Origin of the sequence: Peristeroidobacter soli, from assembly GCF_004138485.1 — a bacterium.
In the GTDB taxonomy this organism is placed as follows: Bacteria; Pseudomonadota; Gammaproteobacteria; order Steroidobacterales; family Steroidobacteraceae; genus Steroidobacter; species Steroidobacter soli.
Genome location: NZ_RYEV01000010.1, coordinates 91863 through 117152 on the forward strand (window position 1 = coordinate 91863; position 25290 = coordinate 117152).

20 protein-coding genes and 1 pseudogene are annotated in these 25290 nt (G+C 62.8%); 5 read left to right on the top strand and 16 right to left on the bottom strand.

Annotation, left to right across the window (positions count from 1 at the left end):
* The first annotated feature begins 6 nt into the window (after nucleotides 1–6).
* Nucleotides 7–972 (top strand): protein-methionine-sulfoxide reductase catalytic subunit MsrP, encoded by a 966-nt coding sequence (gene msrP, locus EKO19_RS35065; protein WP_129782088.1) that lies wholly within the window; start codon nucleotides 7–9, stop codon nucleotides 970–972.
* 27 nt (nucleotides 973–999) lie between these two features.
* The gene (locus tag EKO19_RS35070; RefSeq protein WP_129782089.1) at nucleotides 1000–1659 is read left to right on the top strand and encodes a protein-methionine-sulfoxide reductase heme-binding subunit MsrQ; all 660 of its coding nucleotides are present in this window, start codon (nucleotides 1000–1002) and stop codon (nucleotides 1657–1659) included.
* Nucleotides 1660–1675: 16 nt separating this feature from the next.
* On the opposite strand, the gene EKO19_RS35075 is transcribed toward EKO19_RS35070, so the two are convergent.
* From EKO19_RS35075 to EKO19_RS35105, 7 genes and pseudogenes are all read right to left on the bottom strand, one after another.
* On the bottom strand, nucleotides 1676–2587 hold the full coding sequence (locus EKO19_RS35075; RefSeq protein WP_217705801.1) for a hydroxypyruvate isomerase family protein: 912 nt from the start codon (nucleotides 2585–2587) through the stop codon (nucleotides 1676–1678).
* Nucleotides 2588–2717: 130 nt separating this feature from the next.
* On the bottom strand, nucleotides 2718–4058 hold the full coding sequence (locus EKO19_RS35080) for a family 43 glycosylhydrolase (protein WP_129782090.1): 1341 nt from the start codon (nucleotides 4056–4058) through the stop codon (nucleotides 2718–2720).
* Nucleotides 4059–4130: 72 nt separating this feature from the next.
* Nucleotides 4131–7109, bottom strand: coding sequence for a TonB-dependent receptor plug domain-containing protein (locus EKO19_RS35085; protein WP_129782091.1), 2979 nt, complete (start codon nucleotides 7107–7109; stop codon nucleotides 4131–4133).
* 62 nt (nucleotides 7110–7171) lie between these two features.
* Nucleotides 7172–8728 carry an alpha-N-arabinofuranosidase gene (locus EKO19_RS35090; protein WP_129782092.1) on the bottom strand — a complete coding sequence of 519 codons (1557 nt, stop codon included), beginning with the start codon at nucleotides 8726–8728 and terminating at the stop codon, nucleotides 7172–7174.
* A gap of 20 nt (nucleotides 8729–8748) precedes the next feature.
* Nucleotides 8749–11421, bottom strand: coding sequence for a glycoside hydrolase family 3 C-terminal domain-containing protein (locus tag EKO19_RS35095; RefSeq protein WP_129782093.1), 2673 nt, complete (start codon nucleotides 11419–11421; stop codon nucleotides 8749–8751).
* 67 nt (nucleotides 11422–11488) lie between these two features.
* Complete coding sequence (locus EKO19_RS35100) at nucleotides 11489–12910, bottom strand: alpha/beta hydrolase-fold protein (protein WP_217705802.1); 1422 nt, start codon at nucleotides 12908–12910, stop codon at nucleotides 11489–11491.
* A 37-nt stretch (nucleotides 12911–12947) separates the two neighbouring features.
* A pseudogene (locus tag EKO19_RS35105) lies at nucleotides 12948–13400 on the bottom strand (TonB-dependent receptor plug domain-containing protein); the annotation flags it as partial.
* Between the two features lie 298 nt (nucleotides 13401–13698).
* Here EKO19_RS35105 and EKO19_RS35110 point away from each other — a divergent pair.
* Complete coding sequence (locus EKO19_RS35110) at nucleotides 13699–14472, top strand: IclR family transcriptional regulator (protein WP_217705803.1); 774 nt, start codon at nucleotides 13699–13701, stop codon at nucleotides 14470–14472.
* Between the two features lie 90 nt (nucleotides 14473–14562).
* Here EKO19_RS35110 and EKO19_RS35115 read toward each other — a convergent pair whose 3' ends face one another.
* The 6 genes from EKO19_RS35115 to EKO19_RS35140 all read right to left on the bottom strand — a co-directional run bounded on the left by EKO19_RS35115 (nucleotide 14563) and on the right by EKO19_RS35140 (nucleotide 20045).
* On the bottom strand, nucleotides 14563–15378 hold the full coding sequence (locus tag EKO19_RS35115) for a MipA/OmpV family protein (RefSeq protein WP_129782095.1): 816 nt from the start codon (nucleotides 15376–15378) through the stop codon (nucleotides 14563–14565).
* Between the two features lie 58 nt (nucleotides 15379–15436).
* Entirely contained in the window at nucleotides 15437–16801 is a 1365-nt protein-coding gene (locus EKO19_RS35120; RefSeq protein WP_175597312.1) for an ATP-binding protein, read from the bottom strand.
* Between the two features lies 1 nt (nucleotide 16802).
* On the bottom strand, nucleotides 16803–17474 hold the full coding sequence (locus EKO19_RS35125; protein ID WP_129782097.1) for a response regulator transcription factor: 672 nt from the start codon (nucleotides 17472–17474) through the stop codon (nucleotides 16803–16805).
* Between the two features lie 83 nt (nucleotides 17475–17557).
* A complete protein-coding gene (gene kynA, locus EKO19_RS35130) occupies nucleotides 17558–18415 on the bottom strand; it encodes a tryptophan 2,3-dioxygenase (RefSeq protein WP_129782098.1) in 858 nt (285 codons plus the stop codon).
* Nucleotides 18416–18511: 96 nt separating this feature from the next.
* Nucleotides 18512–19249, bottom strand: a complete 738-nt coding sequence (locus EKO19_RS35135; protein ID WP_157995585.1) for a M48 family metallopeptidase — start codon at nucleotides 19247–19249, stop codon at nucleotides 18512–18514.
* A 25-nt stretch (nucleotides 19250–19274) separates the two neighbouring features.
* Nucleotides 19275–20045, bottom strand: coding sequence for a tetratricopeptide repeat protein (locus EKO19_RS35140; RefSeq protein WP_129782100.1), 771 nt, complete (start codon nucleotides 20043–20045; stop codon nucleotides 19275–19277).
* A gap of 30 nt (nucleotides 20046–20075) precedes the next feature.
* Here EKO19_RS35140 and EKO19_RS35145 point away from each other — a divergent pair, with 30 nt between their 5' ends.
* Both EKO19_RS35145 and EKO19_RS35150 read left to right on the top strand, forming a co-directional pair.
* A complete protein-coding gene (locus EKO19_RS35145) occupies nucleotides 20076–20918 on the top strand; it encodes a TatD family hydrolase (protein ID WP_129782101.1) in 843 nt (280 codons plus the stop codon).
* Entirely contained in the window at nucleotides 20915–22336 is a 1422-nt protein-coding gene (locus EKO19_RS35150; RefSeq protein WP_129782102.1) for a M20 family metallopeptidase, read from the top strand. Before EKO19_RS35145 ends, EKO19_RS35150 begins: the two co-directional genes overlap by 4 nt.
* An 82-nt stretch (nucleotides 22337–22418) precedes the next feature.
* Here EKO19_RS35150 and EKO19_RS35155 read toward each other — a convergent pair whose 3' ends face one another.
* From EKO19_RS35155 to EKO19_RS35165, 3 genes are read right to left on the bottom strand one after another with little or no spacing between them, the layout of a single operon-like run.
* Entirely contained in the window at nucleotides 22419–23003 is a 585-nt protein-coding gene (locus EKO19_RS35155; protein ID WP_129782103.1) for an NERD domain-containing protein, read from the bottom strand.
* A gap of 6 nt (nucleotides 23004–23009) precedes the next feature.
* Nucleotides 23010–24311: a threonine synthase gene (gene thrC, locus EKO19_RS35160; RefSeq protein WP_129782104.1), complete on the bottom strand. Its 1302-nt coding sequence runs from the start codon at nucleotides 24309–24311 to the stop codon at nucleotides 23010–23012.
* Between the two features lie 43 nt (nucleotides 24312–24354).
* Entirely contained in the window at nucleotides 24355–25278 is a 924-nt protein-coding gene (locus tag EKO19_RS35165) for a homoserine kinase (protein ID WP_129782285.1), read from the bottom strand.
* Nucleotides 25279–25290 lie beyond the last annotated feature (12 nt).

The following is a 25290-nucleotide window of genomic DNA, read 5'->3' on the forward strand; positions in this document are numbered from 1 at the left end:
GAGTTCATGCTGATCCGACGTTCCCGTCCCGGCGACAGTGCCGCTATCCGCCCCTCCGAAATCACCTCGGAGTCGGTGTACCTGGGTCGCCGCAAGCTGTTGCAGGCGGCGTTGATGGCGGGCGTGGCCGGCATCGGCGCTGGTTGGATGAGCGAGGCCGGCGCGGTCTCGGATCTGAAAGTCCAGCGCAACGCCAGGTACAGCCTGAGCGATCCGCCCAACAGCTATCAGGACATCACCACCTACAACAACTTCTACGAGTTCGGCCTGGACAAGAGCGATCCGTCCGAGAACTCCAGCCGTTTCAAGCCCTCCCCGTGGACGGTTGCTGTAAAAGGCGAAGCTGAGAACACCGGCACGTTCGCGCTCGAGGACATTCTCAAACCGCACACCATCGAGGAGCGCATCTATCGCCTGCGTTGCGTGGAAGCATGGTCGATGGTGATTCCGTGGGCGGGCGTGCCGCTCGCCGATGTGCTTAAGCAGTTCAAGCCCACCTCGAAAGCCAAGTACGTCGCCTTCAAGACGGTGCTTCGGCCCGAGGAGATGCCGGGACAACGCATGGCCTCGCTCGACTGGCCGTATGTCGAAGGCCTGCGCATCGATGAGGCGATGCATCCGCTGGCCCTGCTCGCCGTCGGTCTCTATGGCAAGACCCTGCCCAATCAGAACGGTGCGCCGTTGCGTCTGATCACGCCGTGGAAGTACGGCTTCAAGGGCATCAAGTCCATCGTCGAAATCCGCTTCACCGAGCGGCAGCCACCGACCACCTGGAATATCTCGGCGCCACACGAGTACGGCTTCTATGCCAACGTCAATCCCAAGGTCGATCACCCGCGCTGGAGTCAGGCACGCGAGCGCAAGATCGGCGCCGGCCTGTTCGGCTCGCGCGTGCCGACGCTGATGTTCAACGGCTACGAGCAGGAAGTCGCGTCGTTGTATCAGGGCATGGACCTGAAGAAGTACTACTAACAGCTTGAGAACATCGCGGCCCATCGAATGAGTGCCAACAGGCCTAACGCGTTGACGCCTTCCACGGTTGCCATCCGCCGCTTCATCAAGCCCGCGCTCTTCGTGGTGTGCGCGCTGCCCCTGCTGTCGCTGCTGCTCGGCGCGTTCGGGATCGGCGGCGCGTCGCTCGGGGCAAATCCGGTCGAGAAGATTCAGGACACGTTCGGTCAATGGGGCCTGCGCTTTCTGGTCATCACCCTCGCCGTGACGCCCCTCAGAGATTGGTTCGGCGCGCCCTGGATCGTACAGTTACGACGCATGCTCGGCTTGTATGCGTTCTTCTACGTGCTCATGCACTTTCTCACCTGGCTGATCCTCGATCAGGGGTTCTATTGGTCGGGCATCCTGAAAGACATCGGTGAGCGTCCGTTCATCACCATCGGCTTCACTGCATTGTTGTTACTGGTGCCGCTCGCGGTGACCTCGACCAACAAGATGATGCGCCGGCTCGGCAAACGCTGGAAATCCCTGCACCGGCTGATCTATGCGATCTGTTTGCTCGCGGTGTGGCACTACTACTGGCAGGTGAAGGCGGATGTGACCGAGCCGCTGATTTATCTCGCCATCGTACTGGGGCTGTTGGGATGGAGAGTGTGGAAGATGCGGCCTCGGCGTGCATCGGCCGCGATGGCGCGCGAGCCGTCCTGATATGTGAGGGGACCGATCACCAACCGACTTCGATGGCTGCGTACGACTCGATGCAAGCGCGCTCGGCCGCCTTGTCCGGCTTCCACGGCCCGTGCTCCATGCCGAAGATGAAATCGCGCCCCGTCCGCCGCATCCTGGCGAAGATGTGCTCGAGGATGTTGCGATAGTTCATCTCGCCGGTGCCCGGCCACAGCCGGCCCGGCACGTCGCCGATCTGGAAGTAACCGATCTCGCTCCAGACCTGATCGATGCTGGTCATGATGGATCCCTGATTCTGCTGCAAATGGTACATGTCGAACAGGATCTTGCAGGCCGGGCTGTTGACGGCACGGCATAGCTCGTAGGCTTGATCGGCGGTGCGCAGGAACAGATCGGGCGAGTCGGCCAAGGGCTCGATGACCATCACCAGATTCTCGCGCTCGAACACCTCGGCGCCCGCGCGCAGCACGTCGATCGCGTTCGCGGTCTGCAGGCCGATCGGCAATGTCCGATCGAACACGCCCGGGACGACGGTCATCCACCGCGCGTTCACACGCTTTGCGACCGCAACCGCGTCCTGGCAGGCTCGAGCAAATTTCCGGGGATTGTCCTCGTGCCCGGTCGTGAACAACCGGTTCTGGTTGCCGCCCACGGCAACGACGAACACGCCGAGCGACATGCCGAGCTCCCGCAGCGTGCGCGCAATCGTTTCCTGCGTGCTCACCGAACGCTGCATCATCTCGTTGTCTTCGAGGACCGTGAAGCCCTCGCCCGCCAGGAAGGTCAGCTGGTCGACGATGTCCTCACCCGCATGACCCACGAACTGGCCGAGGTGCGGGGCGAACTTCAGCTTGAACTTGCGCTTCGGCGGCGCGGCGCTTAGCGGTCGCATCGCCGCCAATGCAGTGGCGCTCAGTGAGGAGTGCAGCAGGGTGCGACGTGAGATCATGAGGGGCGGCCAGCGAGTTATTTGCTCGCAATAGTACCGGGCCCGTTGCGATCGTTCACCGCCTGCTCGACCGAACCGGGCACGATGAAGCTCACCAGCATTATCATGTCATCTCCCGACAGCGCTTTGCTCAGCGGAACCTGACCCAATCCACCTCGACGGTTTCGACGCCCGCCTGAGCGACGAAAAGATCGTGGACCCCGGCGGGAACTCGATGTGCCGCCGCACGCGCGATGACCCAATCGGTTCCTGCTCCGACGTCGATGCGACCGATCACCGGCCCGTCTGCTCGATCCAGCCGGATCTCGAGAGTGCCCCCGCCGAGCGCCTTCGCGCGCACCTCGATCGCGTTTTGAGCGCCTCGTCCAAAGTCGACTTCGTTGAATCGCACCCACGATTGCGCGGCACCGAAGCGGGTCTTCCAGCCGGCGTGCGGATTGGTTTCGTCCAGGAACGACACCGCGACGTCCGTGCCGCTCGTGGCGCTGTAGCGGTCGATCTGGATCTCGCTCTTGGCCGCGACCCGTCCCACCCCTCGCAGCGTCGGAATGACTCTTCGAATCGTGCCGTCGGCGTCGAAAAACAACCGGTCGGCCCGGATCGCGCGATTCTTGTCGAAAGCTGGCGACAGATCCTTGTCGTGATAGAACAGATACCACTGCCCCTGGTACTCGAGGATGGAATGATGAACCGTCCAGCAGCCACTCTCCGCCTCATCGAGAATGACGCCCGCCGCCGTGAACGGTCCCATGGGCGAGGTGCTCGTTGCGTATTCCAGCCGCTCGGTCTTGTTCGCGACATGCGGATAGGTGAGATAGTAGATGCCATTGCGCTCGAACACGAACGGCCCCTCCTGCAGTCCCTTCTTGGGCAGATTGTCGAACACCACCGGCTCACCCTCGATCTGCAGCATGTCCGGCTTCAGTCTGGCGACGAAGATCCGGTCCAGGGAGTAATACAGATAAGCCTGGCCATCCTTGTCGATCAGCACGGCCGGATCGATTCCCTGCACGCCTTCGATAGGCGTCGGCATGGGCTTGAAGGGCCCGTAGGGCTGATCCGCCACCGCCACGCCGATTCGAAAGCCGCCGGTCTTTGCGATCGCGGGAAAATAGAAATAGTACTTGCCGTCTTTGAAGACGCTGTCCGGTGCCCACATTGCATAGGCGCTCGTATCGACCCATGGCACGTCCGTCTGCTTCAAGATCACGCCGTGATCCTGCCAGTCCGTCAGATTCTCCGAAGAGAATACGTGGTAGTCCTCCATGACGAACCAGTTCGGTTTGCCTTTGTATCCGGGCGGCGCCTTGATGTCGTGCGAGGGATAAACATAGACCTTGCCCTGGAACACGCGCGCCGTCGGGTCCGCCGTGAACTGATCCATGATCAGAGGATTGGTCGCGAAGGCCGACGCGGACTGCAGTAGCCCGGCCACACCGGCGGCGAGAAGATGACGAAGCGGTGGTTTCATGATTTCCTGCGATTGCATCGAATGCGCACCGGAAGGCGACCCGAGTCGTCGGGTCGCCTTCCGTAGCTCGCATCAAAGATCGAAACGCACGCCGAGCCGATATACACGGCCCAGCGCGTCGTAGAGCGCCGGGTTGCTGAAGATCGTCACTTTGGCGGGATCCTCATCGAGCACGTTGTCGACTTTGAAATAGGCGGTCGTGCCCGGCAGCACCTGATAGGAACCGCCAATGTCCAGATACAGCGCGCCATCGACGTGATTGTTGTCGATGGTCGGCCGATCCACGGTGGAGACCGGACAGGTGCCCGGCCGGCACTCGAGGTACTGGTGGCCCAGCACGCCATCGCTGACCCAGCGCTCCTGAATCTGGAACGAGAACCGGTCGGTGTCGTAGCTCTGGATGGCCAGCACCTTCCAATCGGCCTTGGTGTCGATGTTGACCCCGGCGGTATCGATCGCAGCGGTTCCCAAGCCGTTGTCGGTGAGGTATTCGCGAATGTGCGTCGCGAGGCCGCGCACCGTCAACGTACCGGGCAGACCGAACAGCTGCGGCCAGCGATAGCTCGCTTCGATGTCGAAGCCCGAGGTCTCGATCGACGCGAAATTGAACGACTGCACGTTGATGAAGTTCGGTCCGTTCGGGTTGTTCAGGTTGAACGAATTGCAGGTCTGCGGCAGCACGCCCCGGAAACAGAAGTTGACGATGTCGTTGGCGCCGAGGCTCGAGATCACGTCGTCGATCTTGATCTTGTAATAGTCGACCGAGACGCTGAAGTTCGGCAGCCAGGCCGGTTCGGAATACACGAAGCCGAACGAGGTGTTGCGCGCGAGCTCCGGCGTGAGCGCGGGATTGCCGACCTGATTCTGGATCGCCAGCACGTTGATGTTACGGAACGGATCCAGGAAATTCGGCAGCGTCGTCGTGACCGGCGCTGCGAACAATTCGGAAAGATTCGGCGCCCGCGCATCGCGCGAGGTGGTGGCGCGCAGTCGCAAGCCGTCGATGGGAGTATCCCAGGTGCCGCCGACCTTCCAAACGTCGATCGTCCCCGAGGTGCTGTAGTCGGTGACGCGGTAGGCGGCATTCAAGTTGGCGCGCCCGGCGCTCGTCGCATCGAACAGCGGCAGGTCGAACTCCAGATACGCTTCCTTGACGCTGTAATCGCCCTCGCCGTTCTTGTAGTTGCCCGCATACCAGTTGTTACCCGTATCCAGCAGCACTGGATCGGCGGGATACGCGCCGCCAAAAGGCGTCCCCTCGATGCCGGCTTGCGTATTGATGCCGTTGCCATATGCATCGGCGCGCACCCGATACTCCTCCTTTCGATACTCGCCGCCGAATGCGAGCGCGAGCGGCCCGGCCCACAGCTCGACCGGCGTGCCGGAGAAGTTGAGGCTGGCCACTTCCTGGTTCTGGCGCGTGCGCTGATAAGGCCCCTTCGCGGGCATGATGTAGTTGAGCGCTTCGGCCGAGGGCCGCATGCCACCGAAGATGTTGATGGGAACACAACCGTTCGCTCGTGCCGTCGCATCGGCGCACACGATGGAGCCGTTCAACAGGGTCGCGTTGATCGCCTGATTGAAACGACGCGACAGCATGATGCTCTTCACATCGACGTCGCTGAAGTTGACCCCGTGTTCGTAGTAGCCGTTGTAGTGCCAGTCGTCGCCCAGCACCTTCAGACTACCCAAGGCGCCCAACACGAAACGATATTGACGGCGGTCGGTGTACACCTGGGTGCTCGGCAGGATGGCGTTGCTGGTGCCGTACTGGAAGCTGGTGATGGCGTTGGCGGGGTTGCCGTTGGGCGCCGCGCACATCGCCTGGATCGATGCGGGCAGGTAGGGATTGCTGCACTGGATGGTGAGATTCGGCCGGTTCATGCCGTTGATCGGCTGATTGTGAGTCTGAACCTGGGCCAGATTCGTCGTGAGATAGATTTCATCGTCGTCGCCAAAGTCGAAGCCGATCCGGCCGTAGCCGTTGATACGCTCCAGTGAAGACTGCAGCGTGCGGCCGGAGTCGACATTGCCCGACACATCGCCGCCGACACAGAAGCCCGGCAGACAGCCGCTGACGGTGCCGGCGGCATTACGATCGGGCACGCCGTTCGAGCCATACTGGAATTGGAACGGATTGCCGGCTTCGTCGAAGGCCCAACCCTGCAGCGGCCCCGCCGTGATCAGACCGTACTTGGTGTAGTTGTAGGGCTGCGCGTAGTCGATGACGGTGTACTGGGGCGAGCCGTCGTTCAGCACGTTGCGATTGACGAGCGTGCGCTGCGTGAACCAGTCGCGGCCGCCCGCGAGGCCGATGCCGTACGGACCGGGACCCACGCCCTTTTCATCGTGATACTCGACGCTACCCACCACGTGCAGACGGCCGTCGAGAAAACTGCTGCCGGCGGCTACCTGGGCGACGATAGTTTCATCGTCGTCGTAGTTGGTGACCGCACCCTGCACGTTGCCCTTCAGCCCCTCGAAGCGCGTGTTGGTGACGAAGTTGACCACGCCACCCACCGCGTCCGACCCATATGAAGACGATGCGCCGCCATTGACGACGTCGACGCGCTCGACCAGCAACTGCGGAAACAGACTCACATCGGGGACGCCGGTCACGTTCGCCCCGACGACGCGCTGCCCATCGAGCAGCGTCAGCGTGCGGATCGGCCCCAAGCCGCGCAGCGAGAACGAGCTCAGGCCCTGCTGCCCGCTCGAGGTGCTGAACGTGTTGGTCTGCGTGCCGGTGGACCCCTGCAGCGAAGGCAGTTGTGCGACCGTGGTGAAAATGTTGGGCTGCGCATTCGCGGTGAGCTGCTCGGCGCTGATGACCGACGTCGGTGTCGGCGCGTTGTATCCGCTCGACATGATGCGAGTGCCCGTGACCAGAATTTCTTCGAGCCCGACGCCCTGCTCGGCTTGCGCCGGCGTCGTTTGCGCCTGCACGGCGGCGATTGGAATCAGCAGCCCACACGCCGCCAGCGCCTGAGCGCGCGTCGATGTGATTTTCGTCTTGGCAGTACGGCGGTCCTTGCAAAAGTATGTCGTCATGGTTCCCCCTTGCGGGTTTGTGTTATCGGTTTTCATCATGGATCGCGAGTCACGCTCGAGCGCTAGGGCTCGAGCTCGATGACGGCCACCGAGTGCGGCGGTAATTTCAACGAGATCCGGTTGCCGCTCGACTTCGCTTCGAACGACTTGGGCGCTACGGTCGCCGGCGCTTCGAACGTATTCACGCTGTCGACCGTCGGAGCGGATAGAATCTGTCCCGCAGCGCGCCTCGCGCGCGTCGTCAATTCCAGCTGCGCGGGGCCGGTGGGATCGATGTTCGTGATGGCCAGCCAGGTCTTGTCATCCTTGCCCCGCGCGGCGATTGCATCGATCCGCGGCAACTTGATGCTGCCATTCGCGTACGTGCCGGCATCGAACTTCACCGGTAGCAACGTCGCATCCTGAAATGGCACGTACATGCGAAAGACGTGATAGCTCGGGGTCAGCACCAGCTTGTCCCGATCGGTCAGGATCATGGCCTGTAGCACGTTGACCATCTGCGCGACGTTGGCCATGCGCACGCGCTCGGCGTGGCGCGCAAAGATATTGATATTGAGCGCGGCGATGATGGCGTCACGCACGCTGTTCTGCTGCTCGAGGAAGCCTTCCTTGCTGCCCGGCGTCGGTGCGAGCCAGGCGCCCCACTCATCCACGACCAGCGCGATCTTTTTCTCCGGATCGTACTTATCCATGATCGCGCCATGGGTACGCAGCAGATCGTTCATGCGCAGCGTGTAGTCGATGAGTGTTGCGTACTCCTGGACGCCGAAGCCCGTCGCAGCGAATTTCGGCGGCCAGCCCGCGCCGACCGTGTAGTAGTGCAGCGACAGTCCGTCGATGTCCCAGCTCCAGTTGCGCTCCTTCCAGGCTTTCATCACCGCTTCGGTGTAGCCGGTATTCGCGCCGTCCGGTCCAACGGCGATTTTCCGCGTCGGATGCTCGGCGTTGTAATTGCGCGTGTAGCGGGCATAGATGCGAAGCTGAGCCGCATACTCCTCCGGCGTCATCGAGCCGCCGCATCCCCAGCTCTCGTTACCGATGCCCATGAACGAGATGCCGTACGGTTGCGGATGTCCGTTCGCCGCGCGTTGCTTCGCCAACGCCGTCGGTTGAGCCGTCGTCATGTACTCGAACCAGTCCGCCGCCTCCTGTGGCGTGCCCGAGCCGACATTGACCGAGATGTATGCTTCGGCGCCGATCTGCTGTACGAAGTCGAGGAACTCGTGCGTTCCAAAGCTGTTCGGCTCGATCACGCCGCCCCAGTTCGGGTTGAGCGTGGCGGGACGCTCCGCCAATGGACCGATGCCATTGCGCCAGTGATATTCATCCGCGAAGCATCCCCCAGGCCAGCGCACGTTGGGCACGCGCAACTCCCTGAGGGCGGCGACCACGTCGTTGCGAATACCGCGTGTGTTTGGAATGGATGAATCGGGACCGACCCAGACGCCCTCATAAACGCCCCGACCCAGATGCTCTGCGAACTGACCGAAGATCTGGCGATCGATCTTCGCGCCGGGCCGGTCGGTCTCGATCGTCAGCGGGACCGTCTGCGCATGCGCCATACTTGCGGACGCCGATACGCCGATCAGAAATGCCCGGAGCGCGGACTTCAGATTCATTACAACCTCTACTTCAGCACTTAGAAGGGCAGCGGTACGGTTTGCGTGGTCGTGAAGGACTGCGATTGCACGGCCACTCCCGAGTCCGGTTGGCCGGACCCGATGCTCACGCGGTGCTGGCCTGCGAATACCTGCCGCACCCCATCCCGATTGACGAAGCTCAGGTCGCGGGGTGTCAGCTCGAAGGTGATGGTTCGCTGCTCGCCGGGCTGGAGCGCGAAACGCTGCACGCCCCGTAATGCGATTCGTGGCGCGCCTTCGAAGTCCGGCGGATCCAGATAGAGCTGTGCCACTTCCTCGCCCGCTCGGCTGCTCGCGTTTCGCACCGTCGTGGTCACGCGAACCCCACGCTCGGGTGCCCCATCAAGAGCTTGGACATTCACCGCGCCATACTCGAACGTCGAGTAGCTCAAGCCGTAGCCGAACGGGTAAACCGGCGTGCCGGCGAAGTAGCGGTAGGTGCGGCCTTTCATCGAGTAGTCATCGAAGGGCGGCAGATCGGCGACGCTGCGATAGAACGTCAACGGCAATCGCCCCGCTGGATTGGTCTTGCCGGAAATGACGTTGCCGATGGCCAGGCCGCCTGCCTGTCCCGGGTACCAGGCTTCGAGGAGGGCCGATGCATGCGCCTTGGGCCACGACAGGTCGAGCGTGCTGCCGTTCATGAGCACGACGATCAGCGGCTTGCCGAGCGCCTGCGCCTGTTCGAGGAGCCGGCGTTGATCGGCGAGCAGGTCGAGGGATGTTTTGTCGCCGCCGGAGAATCCCTCCAGCTCGACCTTCATCTCCTCGCCTTCCAGATTGGAATTCAGGCCGACGGCAGCGACGATCACGTCCGCTTGCGCGGCCGCGGCACGCAGGTCCGGTTCGGGTTGCGTGGAGATCCGCTTCCACAACACGTCGACGCCCGCCAGCAACAGTGCATCGGCGCTCACGCGAATCGGATAACGCCGCCCCTTCACCAACGCGAGCTCCGTCATCGCCGAGCGCGTCCCCCAGGGCTGGTTTTGATGACGCGCGAGCACCTTCCCATCGAACATCAACTCCGCATTGGGGCCGCCGAGACTGATGCGATAGGTGCCGCTCTCGGGTGGCACGACGAAGCCGGTCCACACCACGCGGTAGTACTCCGACACCTGCGCATGCTCATTCCCGCGCATGGCGATGCCCGGCTCGACGCGAGATAGCGTCGGCTTACTCTTGAACTTGATCTTCCTTGCGTGCTCGGCGAAGTCCGCATGGTTCGCGTAACGCGTCGGCATCTGCTCCGCGACATCGTAGTACTCGGCCAGCAATCCCAGCTCACCGCGAGGGGCACGCAGAGCCGACGTCGGAATCGAGTCCCCATCGGTGATCGATGGCCCCCACGGAACGTGCGTGACCGTGGCCTTCGGCAAGGCACGCCGCAACCCCTCGACCAGCGAGACCGGTGGACTCGAAAGCGCCGATGAATAGTTTCCACGCAGTACCCGCGTCGCATCGGCGTGCGGACCGATGACCGCGATGCGCTCGGTGCCTCGCAACGGCAGGACACCGTCGTTCTTCAGCAGCACCAAGCTCTTCTCCGCGCTCTTCAATGCAAGCGCATCGCGCTCGGGCGTGGTGACAGGCGTGGGCGGAATATCGATCCGCCGTCGTCCCTCGAGTCCCGGCAGATCGCCGTTGCGATAACGAGCGGAAAACAATCGAATCAGCGCCTGATCGATATCGTGCATGCTGACCAGGCCACGCTCGTAGGCCTGGTTGTAGCGGGCGCCGAGGCCATCGATGTCGAACAACGTGGCATTGCTGCACTCGTTATCGACCCCTGCCTTGAGCGCCGCCGCTACACCCGCAGCTGCATCGGGTGCGAACTTGTGATTATCGCTGATGTCCTTCACGGCGTCGCAGTCCGAGACGACGTAGCCGTCGAACTGCCATGCGCCACGCAGGCGATCTTGTAACAACAGATTGCTGACGCAGGCCGGCTCGCCGTTGACGCGGTTGTACGCGCACATGATCGAGCCCGCCTTGCCCTCGACGATCGCCGCGCGAAACGCAGGCAGATAGGTATCTTCGAGATCGTGCGGGCTGACGAACACATTCGCTTCGTGACGCGTCGACTCGGGACCGCTATGGACCGCGAAATGCTTGGGTGAAGCGATCACATCGGGGCGCTCGGGATCGGGGCCCTGCATGCCGCGCACATACGCGACGCCCAGGCGCGCCGTGAGATAGGGATCCTCACCGTATGTTTCCTGTCCACGTCCCCAGCGCGGGTCGCGGAAGATATTGATATTGGGCGACCACGTGTCGAGGCCGGTGCCGATGCGGCCGAGCTTGCCGGTCTTGCGTCCCAACGCATGCAGCGCTCGCACCTCCACGCTGATCGCGGCGGCGACCTCTTGCACCAGGGATTCATCGAACGAAGCCGCCAGACCGATCGGCTCCGGAAAATTCGTGGTGGGCACCGGCCCCAGCGCACCGTGCAAAGACTCGGTCCACCAGTTGTAGGCGGGAATCTTCAGACGCGGAATCGCCGGCGCGGTGTTGAGCAATTGCCCGACCTTCTCATCCAGCGTCAGCTGCTCGACCAGGGCTTTGGCCTTCGCGTCAGCATGCGCACGCAGCGCGCCCTCGCCCGCACTCGACGCCACTGCGTTCATCGCCAGTGCCAGACTCATCAACGAAGCCGAAAGCAAGCGCACGCTCATCGCATTCCCTTTCACTCACGCACCCCGCAACATCTGCATTTCTGGGGGACCATGGTCATCGCTCTCGTCAGGTCCTGGCTTTACGACTCTTGAACAGGCGGGGCGCGAAATCGTTCAAGGCCCGCCGCCAGGTCTGCCACTCGTGATCCGTGCCCTGCGACTCGACGTAAACGTGCTCGATACCCGCGGCATTCAAGCTTTCGTGCAAGCCGCGAATGCCGATGCGAAATCGCTCCGATTCCGCCGTGCCGACGCCGAGCCAGAGCACATGCACTTTGTTTCTAAAAGCGCCGGCGTCGGCAAATACGCCGTTGTAGTCGGTGGCGGGATCGAACTTGCCGCCGCCCGCCGTCAGCAAACCGCCGGCGCCGCTGAAGCCGCCGATGTGAGAGAACAGGTCCAGATGTTTGAGCGTGATGTGAAACGTCTGCATGCCGCCCATCGACAGGCCGGCCATGGCGCGGTTGTCCCGGTCGGTGAGCGTTCGAAACGTCCGGTCGATGAACGGGATCAGCGCTTGAGTGACGTCATCTTCGAACGTGGACGCCATGTCCTGCATCGCCTTGAGCATCGCGGGCGAGCCAAATGCAACGGCGCTCATGTCGGGTGGCGATTCACCCGCACGTCGCGCGTAGCCGTACGCCATGACGACGATCATGGGCTCGGCCCGGCGCGCGGCGATCAGGTTGTCCAGGATGAAGTTCGCGTGCCCCTGCCGGACCCAACCGGTTTCATCCTCGCCGCCGCCGTGCTGCAGATACAGGACGGGATGGCGCGTTTTCGTTTGTGAGTCGTAACCCGGCGGCAGATACACCAGCGCATGCCGCCACGTTCCGGTGACCTTGGAGGCGTACCACACCTCGCGCACCTGGCCGTGGGGAACGTCCTGGATGGAATAGTACGTCGAGCCGGGCTCTGGAATTTCCACTGCGCTCGCATGTCGAGAGCCGCCGAAGAAGGCATGACTGCCTGGATCGGCGACGTCGGCGCCATCGATAACGACGGTGTAGTAGTGCAATCCCGGGACCAGCGGCTCGGTGGTCACCATCCAGAAGCCATCGGGCTGCTTCTGCATGTCCACTTTCGGGCCGCTCCAGAAATTCAATTTGACCTTGCTGGCTTCCGGCGCCTTCACGCGCACCTGGACCCGCCCGGCGTCGTCGACGCGCGGGTACTGAGCATCCCAGACATTCGTGCTCGCTGGCCGGAAGCTCTCGGCCGCCTGCGCCCAACAAACATTCATCGCCAGCGTGCCAACGATCGCCGTCATCCACTTCATGAGTCCCCCAACGTCCTGCAAGAAAATCCCCTGCCGGGCTTGTTTCAGGATCCAGCGAGCTTGCGATTGCGCAAATGCGCCAGTGTCGGTGTAGGCGAGCTGCAGACGACCGCTACGAAACAGACGCAGCACATCGGCGTCATCCAGCTCGCGCAGTGCGTGGCGGCTGACGGTGTACGGACTTCCCAACGCTCGTTGCAACCGTCGCAACGTCGCGCTCGACTGCTGTGCCTCATCGAAGAGCGTGCGTCTTCATCACCGCCAGCGCACCGACGAAGTCGGCACCGACCGTGCTGAAGTCGACCGCGCGGTTGCCTGAAGCCGTCGAGATGCGTCGCCCGTCGTACAGCGTTTCGTTGAAGTCGCCGCCGAAGCCGCGAACCGTGATGCCTTCCGGCTCGCCGCGGGTGCCGGAACGCTGGATCGAAACGCCGGGCACGCGTTGTAAAGACGCGGCGACGTTCGAGTCCGGGAATTTGCCGATGTCCTCGGAGGAAATCACGTCGACGACGCCAGTCGCCTCACGCTTCATGTCCAGGTTGCGCTGTAGCGATTCTATGATACCGTTACCAATCACTTCCTCAAGTTGGCTGGTATTGCCGGATGCCGAGGAAGATTCCTGCGCCAGAATCGGCGTCGGACCTGCTAGCGCTACCAAAATATCGGCGTGTAATACGCCATTCCTGCTGGCGGACTGCATCGATCCGTTCCCCCTTGCGAAGTCCCACCCTGTTATCGGGTGTGGTCTGGAGCCTAATTACACCGCGCCGCGGAGCGCGTCAATACTCGTACAATTTATTGGGTGATATTTTCCGCGCGCGCTCGAAATCTTTCGAAATGTGACCTGGCGCGCGACGATACATGTTTTCAGGAATACAAGCCACTTCATTACTGAAATCCAGTACGGCCGCCCGATCGAGACTTGGATTCGACCCGCCCTGCATGCCGCATCGAGCGTTGCGGTAACCGGTGGCAGTCAATCATCTACAATGAGAAGCATGAATACCCCTCAAAACAAACAACGTAAGTACAGCGCGCCTGCCCTCGAGAAGGGCCTGGACATCCTCGAGCTGCTCGCCGCGCGCAGCACGCCTCTGACGATGTCACAAATGGCCACGGAGCTCGGTCGCTCGCTGGGCGAGCTGTTCCGGATGGTCGAGGCGCTGATACGCCGAGGCTATATCGCTCCGGCCGATGACGGCGAAGGGCTGGAGCTGACCAACAAGTTGTTTGCTCTCGCACTGGCGCGAGCACCCGCCAGGAACCTTCTCGAGCAGGCGCTACCGGAAATGAGAAAGCTGACCCGTGCGATCGGGCAATCCTGCCATCTCGCGGTCGCCAGCGAAGAGCAGATGGTGGTCATCGCGCGCATCGAAGCGCCGGGCAACGAAGGCTATTCCGTGCGGGTCGGCAACCGCCGCCCCCTGGTGGCATCCGCCTCCGGGCTGGTGCTCTATGCGTTTCAACCTCAAACCATTCGTGCGGAATGGCGCGCCCGCCTCGCACGGTCCGTGAGCGGCAAGGCGTGGAAGGCGTTCGAGGAACGCGCGGCCTCCGCTCGTACCAAAAAACACGTGCGCGCGGACAGTGACGTCACTCGTCACATCGTCGATCTGTCGGCGCCCGTCATGTCGGGCGATGAAGTGGCCGCCGCGCTCACCTGCCCTTACATCGAAACGCCGAAGGCGCTGTCTATCAAGGATACGATCGTAGCGATCCGGCGCGCCGCTGCGGAAATCTCCACCAGGCTCAGTCAGCCGACGGCGGTCTGAGGTACGCGCTGGCTTTGATATGTGCAAGCGCTTTTATATTTGAGATATAGGCCGCCGACGACCCGGGTCGCAGCCTGGCCTGACTCCTGCTCAGAATCGATAGCCGAAATACAGCGCGTACAGGCTCTGATTCTTGTCCTTGACGATCGAGCTTGCGGTCGCATCGTCCTGCAGCTGAGCGGCGGTGATGCGTGCGCCGGCGAACCAGGGACCGGTGAACTGATACTGGGCGCCAAACGAGAGTCGTACGACGCTCACGCTGGCCTCGGGCGTGTACGCGGCGAGCCCCGAGCGCGCGGCCTGCTCATCGGTGATGCCGAAGAACGTCTGCATATAGTCCTCATCCGCCCAGGTGACTCCCGGACCACCGGAGAGCGTGAGTCGCGCCGTCGGTCGATAGGAGAACTCGACATCGATGTTCGCCGTCGTCCCCTGCTGTTTATCGGAGACATCCGTCATGGCGCTGGCCCGCAGCGTCAGCCAGCTCGCGATCCGGTAGCTCGAGAACAGCCCCGCCCGAACCGCCGCGTCGATATCGCCCAACCCTCGCAGGCTCTCATCATCCGATTCTTCGCGCGGTTTGGTGGCATCGACGGACACCACCGCGCCCAATCGAAACGACTCGCCTTCGTAGAGATGCGCACCGATGCCGGCAGGTGAGCCTGAGCCCGGCGCACCGCCCAGGAAGAGACGCTTGTAGCGCACGCTCACGACTGGCAGCCCGCGCGTTTCATATTCATCGCTACCGATGTACTCAGGCAGATTCGCCACACCGGCACCCAGCGTAATTTCCCACGGTCCTTTCTTCGGCTCCTCCTCCGCGGCGGTGGCGTTGGTTGCACCTGCCAGGGCCAGTGCTGCGCTGGTGGGCACGAGCCACGGACAGAGTTTGCTTGGCAGTCTCATTCGATCCTCTCCAACGGTTGATGTCGGAGATCATCGAGGAGTCGGTTTTAATAATGCGTTAAGGCGGCGCCGGCCGCTCCTCGATCATGGGGAAACGCACGACGATGCCGAAGCCACGCCCCTCGAGGCCCGGGCCCGTCGAAATATCTGCTGCGTGCGATCGGGCAATACGCGCTACCAGTGACAGCCCGATGCCACTGCCGCTTTCGGCGCTGCCGGCGACGCGATAGAAGCGATCGAATATTCGTCCCCGGTCTGCCTCCGGCACCCCCGGACCGTCATCGAGAACTTCCAGCCGCAGCGTGTTGCCTTCTCGAACGCATCGCACGGCGACGTGACCGCCCCGTCCGGCGTAGCGCAAGGCGTTGTCGAGCACGTTGCTGACCAGAATGCCGATCTCATCCAGATTGCCGCGGACCAGGCCGGGCTCGACGTGTACCGAGATGCTTTGCTCTTTCTGCGTGGCTGTCATCTCAAAATCCTGGATCAACATCGTGATGATGTCGGCAAGCTCGATCGGTGTTTGAGGATCCGCGGGCCGCTCGATGCGTGCCGAATGAAGCAGCTGCTGTGACAATCGTGCGCTTCGCTCCGCTCCACGCATCAACTGATCGAGCACCGGCCGAGCATCCTCCAGTGTCCGCGCCCGTCGTGCCACCTGTGCCTGTCCGAGCAGCACGGCCAACGGCGTGCGCAGTTCATGGGCTGCATCCACGATGAACCGGCGCTCGACGTGCACGGCCTCTTCGAGCCGCGCCAGCAAACGATTGAACGAATCGACCAGCGGACGCACTTCACTGGGCAGGCCGGCAGCGGGCAGCGGCGTCAGGTCGAGCGCCTCTCGCGAGGTCATTGCCGATTGCACCGTCATCACAGGCTGGAACGACCAGCGCACGACCAGCTTCACCGCCAGCCCCACCGCGAGCAGCGCGAGCGAAGAGATGCCAAGCGCGTAGTACAACCCGGTTCTGAGCTCCTCGGTCAGTGCGCTCATTGGCTGACCGGCCTGAACCTGCACCTGATTGCTTGCATCCGAGACGGCGTAGACACGCCACTGCTCGCCCGCCATCTGAAGGGTGGCGAAACCATCGATGAAGTCGGGCTTGAGCGGTGTGGTCGGCGCGCCCCTGCGCCACAGCACCAGCGCCCGACGCTCCTTGCTCCAGACCTGAATCCATCGCTCGGTTTTTTCCAATCGCCCCGGCGCGCCGCTTCTCAAGCTCAGCGTCGAGCGGCTCGACACCTCGCTGATGTCGCTCGGCATGGACAGCAGCGCGGTATTGGCGAGTTCTTCGAGACCCCTGTCCATCGTGCCGCTGCTCGCCTGCGCGAACTGCAGATAGAGATAAACGCCAGCGGCCACCCACGCGCCGATGAAGATGCCGAGCAACGCACTGAACAGGCGACCGCGCAGGGAAGGCATGTCAGCGTTCCGCACCGAGACGATAGCCGTAGCCATGCACGGTCTCGATGAGACTGTCGCCGAGCTTGCGGCGCAGCTGGTGGATATAGACGGCGATCGTGTTGCTCTCGATGGTGGTCGAGCCGCCATAGATCAGATCTTCCAGGTGACTGCGCGGCACGACGCGCCCCTGGCGCTCCATCAATGCCAGCAGCGTGCGGAATTCGTGCATGCTCAGGCGCACGTGCTGATCGCCACGCATGACGATGCGACGTACCGGGTCCACCGAAATGTTTTGATAGTGAAGTACCGGCGCAACCTGCCCGTTCGCCCGCCGCAGGACGGCCCGCAATCGCGCGAGCAGTTCTTCGACCTGAAAAGGCTTGACCAGGTAGTCGTCGGCGCCAGCATCGAGGCCACGAATGCGATCACCGAGTTGGTCACGCGCGGTGATGATCAAGGCGGGCGTGGCATCGTAGCGCGCGCGCATGCCACTCAACACGTCCAGGCCGGAGCCGCAGGGAAGGCCCAGGTCGAGCAGTACCGCCGCGTACCCGTGATCGATCAGGGCCGTCTGAGCGGCGCGCCCATCGCGGGCCACATCCACGTGCCACGAGTCTTGTTGAAGCGCGGCCGCGATGACGTCGCACAGCATGCGATCGTCTTCAACCAGGAGAATGTTCGGCAATCCCATGATTCACTCGGGCGAAAGTCCGATGATATCGGACACGATCCGCCGAGTTGTTAAGGAATTCATTAAGGGCGCGGCACCCTCGTTTACATCGACGTCCGAATCGTCCACAGCTCTGGAAAGAACCGCAGCTCCAGCGCCTTGTTCAAATACGACACCCCGCCCGTGCCACCGGTGCCGCGCTTGTAACCAATGATCCGCTCGACCGTCTTCATGTGACTGAAGCGCCAGAGTTGGAACTTGTGGTCGAGATCCACCAGCTTCTCCGCGAGGTCGTACAGGTCCCAGTTGTCCTCGACGCTGTGATACACGGCGAGCCATGCCGCGGCGACTTGTTTGCTCGGCTGATAGGGCTGTGACCAGTCGCGATCCAGATATTCCTCCGGAATCTCGAATCCGCGCCGGCTCAACAAGCGCAGCGTTTCGTCGTAGATGCTCGGGCTCTGTAACGAGCGCTGCAGCTCCTCATACACTTTCGGGTCGCGACGATGCACCTCGATGGTGTCGGCGTTCTTGTTGCCGATGATGAACTCCAGCATCCGGTACTGCACCGACTGGAATCCCGAGGCGCGGCCGAGCTGATTGCGAAACAGCGAATATTCCGCCGGCGTCATGGTCGCAAGCACATCCCACGACTGCACCAGCTGCTGCTGAATGCGCGATACGCGCGCCAGCATCTTGAACGACGGCCCCAGATCGTCGCGACGAATGTGCTCGCGGGCGGCGGTGAGCTCGTGCAGGCAGAGCTTCATCCACAGCTCCGAGGCCTGGTGGATGATGATGAACAGCATCTCGTCGTGTTCGAACGAGACCGGGCGCTGCGCGCTGAGGATCTGATTCAGGCCGAGGTATTCGCCATAACTCTGGGATTCGCCGAGGTCCCAATGAACCTGTTCATCGGACAAATCGACCGGGCGGCGCGTAGGAGGATCGGAACTGGACATGATGGGAGCGAAACCTGAATGGATGAACGGCAGGTTCCGCGCGGGGCGCGGCGCTGTCAACCCCGGACGGTCCCGGTATACCTGCGTCCCTTCGCGCTACTCGAACATCCAGCCCGGCACCGACTGCCAGCCCTTCAGCAGCTCCCGATCCAGCCGGCGGTAATCCGGCTCGTGGTGCTCCACCAGGGCCCAGAACCGGTTGGAGTGATTCATGTGGCGCGTGTGACAGAGCTCGTGCACGAACAGGTAATGCACCACCGCGGGTTCGAGGAACATCAGGCAGACGTTGAGACTGATGGTGCCGGTCGCGGAGCAACTGCCCCAGCGCGTACGCTGGCGGCGGATTTGTATACGGCTGAAACCCAGGCCCAGCTCGCGGGCGACGACTTTGAGCTGCTGGCCGAACTCATCGTAGGCCAGGTCGGCGAGCCACTGACGCAAGGCCGAGGCGATCGCCGCCTCGTCATGAATCGGTCCGAAGATCCGCAGCACGCCGTCTTCGAACAATTGTGGCCGGATGGAGGTGGAGCGCGTGGCCTGATACTCGACTTTGAAGCTGCGTCCGATCGCCGGCACGTGAATGTCGGTCGGCGGACCCGAAGTGATCGGCGCGCCGACGGCGCTCAGATCTTCGACGCGACGGGAGATCCATTGCCTGTGCGTGCCCACGAATCGTTGCACGGTAATGGGCGGCACGCCCGGCGGCACCACGACTTCGACGCGGCCGCCCGGATACACACGCACCGACATGCGCCGCGCACGCCGACTGACGCGCACGGTCCAACGCTCCGAAGTAGAGTCCCGTGACTCGAACAACTGCAATTGAGCGGACATGAATCGGGGAACGACAGTAACCAGCTCAGCGGGGGCGATTGGCCGCAGTCTGCAACAGCTTTTGCGCCTGTCGGTAGTCTGGCGCAAGCACCAGCGCTCTTTCCAGCACATCGCGGGCTGCGACCATCTCGCCGCGCTTCAGGTAACTTTCACCCAGCAACGTCAGTGCCTCGGCATGCCCCCAATCGGGCTTGCCAGGCTGCGAGGGCGGCGCTGCTTCGAACTTGGCAACCACCGCGCGCCAGCGCTCGATCGCCGCCGGATCGCCCTCGGCATCGGGCGAGCACAAGGCATTGATGAACAGCACGCGGGGATTCTCCGCGCCCAGTGTCATGGCAGTGCGCATGGATTTACTACGCGTACATGCCGTCGAGGACTGTTTCGGCGATCCGGGCTGATATGTGTCACACGCGGCTTCGATGGCGTAGATCTCGGCCATGCGTGGATCCTTCGAGATGGCATCGCGCGCATGCTGAACGCACTGCCTCGCCGCCTTGCTCACGCTCGATTTGGCGACCGACAGGCTACGTTCGCCCAGCAGCTGCGCGAGTTTCCAGTCGCCATAGGCGAGCTGATATGACTTGACGGCCGCGAGGCCCGGCTCGACCTCCAAGCCGCCGAGCTCGGTGATGGTTTCTTCCAGGGCGCGGCTGTCGCCGGTGAAGAAGGCAAACTGCAGTCGCGCCACCAGATCGTCGAACTCGGCGGTCGAGCCGGCGCTCGCCGACGCGCACACCGCCAGCAACAGCGGCAGCAGGATCCGACCCGGTCGAGGTGCCCATGCACTACAATTCATGGCTCTGGAAGATAGCACAAGACATTGAAAATGACGGTTGATCCGGTTCGACTTTCGACCACGTCACCTGCTGCCCCGACGCTGCTGGACATCGGCATCAATCTGGCTCACGACAGCTTCGATCAGGATCGCGACGCTGTCATTCAGCGCGCGGCCGATGCGGGTGTGACTCGCATGCTGATCACGGGCAGCTCGCTTGCGAGCACGCACACCGCGATCGCCCTGGTGCAAAAGCATCCGGCGCAGATGCGCTGTACGGCGGGTGTCCATCCGCATCACGCCGTCGAGCTCGACGCCGCGCAATTGCGGGCGTTCGATGAGCTCGCGCGTCGGAATGAAGTGGTTGCGGTGGGCGAATGCGGGCTGGATTACTTTCGCAACTTCTCGCCGCATGAGGCGCAGATCCAGGCGTTCGAAGCGCAGCTGGAGCTGGCCGCGGGCGTCGGCAAGCCGGTTTTTCTGCATCAACGCGATGCCCATCAGGATTTCATGAGGGTCATGGGCAAGCATCGCGCGCAACTGAGCGGCGGCGTCGCGCATTGTTTTACGGCGGGTCTGGATGAGGCTCGCGCCTATCTCGATCTCGACCTGTACATCGGCATCACCGGCTGGATCTGCGATGAGCGACGCGGCCATCACCTGCGCGAGGTGGTCCGTCACATTCCGGCCGATCGTCTGCTGATCGAAACCGACGCGCCCTATCTGTTGCCGCGTGATTTGCAGCCCAAACCGCAAAGCCGTCGCAACGAGCCCATGTATCTTCCGCACGTACTGGCGGCGATCGCGCAGGCGCGCGGCGACTCGGTGGCGGCTTTGGCTGAGATCACCACCGCCAATGCGTTACGCTTGTTCAATTGGGAGACGTTGGAATGAATAATGAGCAATTGATGCGCTTCGTCGCTGAAGCCTGGGACAAATCCATCGTGCCGGCGCTGTGCGAGTACATCCGCATTCCCAACAAGTCGGCGCATTTCGACAAGGACTGGGAAAAACACGGTCACATGGACGCGGCGGCGGAGCTGATGCGCCAGTGGTGCGAGGCCAATGCCCTGCCCGGCATGAAGACCGAGATCGTGCGTCTGCCCGGTCGCACGCCGCTGCTGTTCATCGACGTGCCCGCCTCGGGCGAGAAAAACAGCTCGGACTGCGTGCTCATGTACGGCCACATGGACAAGCAGCCGGAATTCACCGGCTGGGCGGAAGGCTTGTCGCCGTGGACACCGGTGATTCGTAACGGCCGTTTGTATGGTCGTGGCGGAGCCGACGATGGTTATGCGGTGTTCGGCTCGTTGCTGGCGCTGAAGGCGCTCGCCGACCAGAACATTCCACACGCACGCTGCGTGATCCTCATCGAGGGCAGCGAGGAAAGCGGCAGCCCGGACCTGCCGGCCTATGTCGATGCACTCGCCGATCGCATCGGCGATCCCTCGCTGGTCGTGTGTCTGGATGCCGAGTGCGGCAACTACGATCAGTTCTGGTGTACGACCTCCCTGCGCGGCAATCTCACCGGCACGTTGCGAGTCGATGTGCTTCGTGAAGGCGTGCACTCGGGCATGGCGAGCGGCATCGCGGCCTCGAGCATGCGCATCGCACGCCAGGTGCTCGATCGCGTCGAGGATTCTGCGACCGGTCGCATCAAGCTCGATGCGTTGTTTGCAAAGATCCCCGAAGACCGCGTGCAGCAGGCACAGGCCGCTGCCAAAGCGCTCGGCACCGAGGTGTATCGCAAGCTGCCGATGGTCGAAGGCATGCAGCCGATGGATAAGGATCCGGCGGAACTGCTGTTGAACAGCACCTGGCGGCCGACGCTGTCCACCACGGGCGTCGATGGCATTCCGAGTCTGCCCAACGCCGGCAACGTGCTACGGCCCTATACGGCGTTCAAGCTGTCGTTCCGTATTCCGCCGGGCGTCGATCCGGAGCGCGCGGGGGCCGCGATCAAAGAAGCATTGGAGAAAGATCCGCCGTACGGTGCCAAGGTCCGCTATGAAGCCGATCCGGGCGCGGACGGCTGGAATGCACCCTCCACCGCGCCGTGGCTCGCGGCGGCGATGTCGTCGGCGTCGAAGAATTTCTTCGGCAAGGACGCGATGTACATGGGCGTCGGCGGCACGATCCCGTTCATGGGCATGCTGAACGTGAAATTCCCCAAGACCCAGTTCCTGGTGACCGGCGTGCTCGGCCCGCAGTCGAATGCGCACGGCCCGAATGAGTTTCTGGATATTGAAACGGGTAAGAAAGTGACGGCGTGCGTTGCGCAGGTCGTCGCGGAGCATTACCGCCGCTCATAACGCAGCCATCGGTTTTCTTCCGGGCGCGGCGCGCCGGCCCGGAAGAAGCCAAATCGGTGGGGTGAGGGTCCTTCTCTTCGCCTTACGAAATCGGATTCGCTTCGGCGTGGCGCTTCACGTTCGCCCAAACGTCACCGAAGGCCGCCGTAATGTTTCCGCGCGCCTTGTCGACCGCCGGGAAATCATCCGTCAGGTCATCGATCCGTAACACGTTGCGCGGCTTGCCCTTCGGGAAGTCGCTCTTCAACGTGAACAGCAGGCGCCCTTCCACCGGCACTTCACCGGTCAGCAACCGGACCGCCGCCATCCGGTCGTACAGCGCGTGCTGAGGGTTGGGAAAGGTATAGCGCTGCTTCTTGCCGATCGCCGTCCATTCCAGCATCTGATCGCCGCCGAAGATCGCGCCCGGGCGGTCCAGCAGGTCCGCCACCAGCAGGCCGCGCTGGGTCAGCAGCAGGTAATGCACGTGGATCTGCCCGCCGTTGCCGTTCGGGATCAGCACGTTTTTCAGCATCTCGTAGGCGACGTTGGCGATGGCCGCATCGAGCCCCTTGCGGTAGCGATAGGCGCGGATCAGCACATAGATCCAGACGATGAGCGCGATCACCGCCGCGACAATGGCGGCGGGAATCGCCCAGAACGGAATCTGTTCGGGAAGCTGCTGCATGCGGTCTTAGTGTTGTTGCAATTGCGTCCGTAAAGCTTGCAGCGTGGGCTGAAGTTCCTGTTCCTGTCGCGGCAACGACAGCAGCTTCGCCAGTGCCGGCGGCACAGGCACTTCCTGCCCTGTCTGGGGCTCGACGATGTCGTTGAACTTGGCCGGGTGCGCGGTCGACACGATCACCCAGTGACCGCGCGCACCTCGCGAGAGCATGCGTCGGTAGACCTTGGCGGCCGTGGCGGTGTGCGGGCACCAGATGCGGTTCAACTCGTGCGAATCACGCCGCAGCGTACCGCGGATCTCGATGTCATCGACACTGGAGGCGCCGAGCTGGCCCTGCAGCTCCTCGAACTCCGGGTGCAGCGAGCGCAGCCGTTCCATGTTGCTCGGGTTGCCGACATCCATCGCCGAGGCGAGGGTCGCGACGCTCGCGCGCGGCTGCCATTCGCCCGAGCGCAGGAAGTCCGTGACCGTCTGATTGGCGTTGGTCGCGAGCACGATCTCTCCGATCGGCATTCCGACATGGCGCGCCCAGACGCAAGCCATGGCATTGCCGAGGTTGCCGGTCGGAATGATGTAGTTCGGACGCCGACCGAGGTCTCGCCACAGCTGCAGGCTGGAGGCGGCGTAGTACACCATCTGCGGCAGCAGGCGGCCGATGTTGATGCTGTTCGCCGAGGACAGCTGATGCGATTCCTTGAGGGACGCATCGAGGAACGCCTCTTTCACCATGCGCTGGCATTCGTCGAAGGTGCCGTTTACCGCGAAGGTGCGCACATTGCCGCCCCAGCAGGACAGCTGCTGCGCCTGGCGCTCGGAGACGAGCCCCTTCGGATAGAGCACGACGACATCGACCCACGGCTTGTTGTGGAACGCCGCGGCGACCGCGCCGCCCGTGTCACCCGAGGTCGCGACCAGAATGGTGAGCTTCTTCGGCTCGTTGCGACGAATCCGCTCCATGGTCGCAGCGAGGAAGCGCGCACCGAAATCCTTGAACGCGCAGGTCGGGCCATGGAACAGCTCCAGCACCGAGGCCGGCTGTGGCGCCTGCTCGAGGTTCACCAGCGGCGCCGGGAAGTTGAAGGCTTCGCGGCAGATCGCGCCAAGCTCGCTCGCAAGCGGATCGCCCTCGAAGAACGGTGCGAGCAAGCGCTCGGCAATGTCCGGCAACTCCGTCACGCCGTCGAATTGGCGTGTGTTGAAGTGAGGGAAATCGCCGGGAACATACAACCCGCCGTCGGGCGCGATGCCACGGGCGATCGCTTCGCTCAGCGAAGCGGTCAGTGAGGAATCTCTGGTGCTTATGTAATGCATGGAACGGAAAAGAATTCGTTGAGGCCCGCTACTTTCTGTTCCGTTAGTCCACTACTCTCGCACCCACGGCGTCGAGCGTGGAAATCCACGCATCGCTGTCCATTTGCTCGCCGCGGAAACCCGCCACCATCGCGTCGCGGACGCGCTCGGCATGCTCGTGCTCGCACCACGCGAAGACCGTGGGCCCCGCGCCCGAGATGGAGCAGCCCAGCGCGCCATTGCTCATGGCGCCCTGCTTCACCGCCTGGAAGCCGGGAATCAATACCTGGCGCTGCGGCTCGATGATCACGTCCTCGAGCGACTCGCGAATCAATTGCAGATCGCCGGTGAAACAGCCGGTGATGAAGCCGGAGATATTGGCGGTCTGCCAGATCACATCCGACAGCGACACCGTCTTGCTCAGAATCGAGCGCGCCTCGCGCGTATTCAGAACCATGTGCGGATGAACCAGTACGCAGCGCACCGTCGGCGGCACGGGAATCTGTTTGACGTTCGGATTGTCGATACCAACCGTCAGCACCAGTCCGCCAAACAACGACGGCGCGATGTTGTCGACGTGGCGTGAGCCGCTCGCCACCTGCTCGCCCTTGAGCGCGAACTTCAATTGTTCCAGCAGCGTGAGGGATTTCGGCAGCAACGCATTTGCCGCGACCACGCCCGCCACCGCCGAGGCGGCCGAGCCACCGAGGCCCGAGCCGAGCGGAATGCCCTTCTCGATGGTCAGCTCGATACCGAAATCGAGGTTCAGGTCCTGAACCATGCTCAACACCGCCATGCCGGCCGTGTTCTTCTCGGCATCGAGCGGCAAATTCACCGTCGTACCGGTGATCGCGGTGATCTTCACGCCAGGCATTGCGACGCGACGCGCGGTGACCTTATCGCCGATCGACTGGAAGCTGTGTCCGAGCACATCGAAGCCGACGGCCACATTGCCGATGCTCGCGGGCGCGAACGCCGTTGCCGCCATTCTCAACTGGCT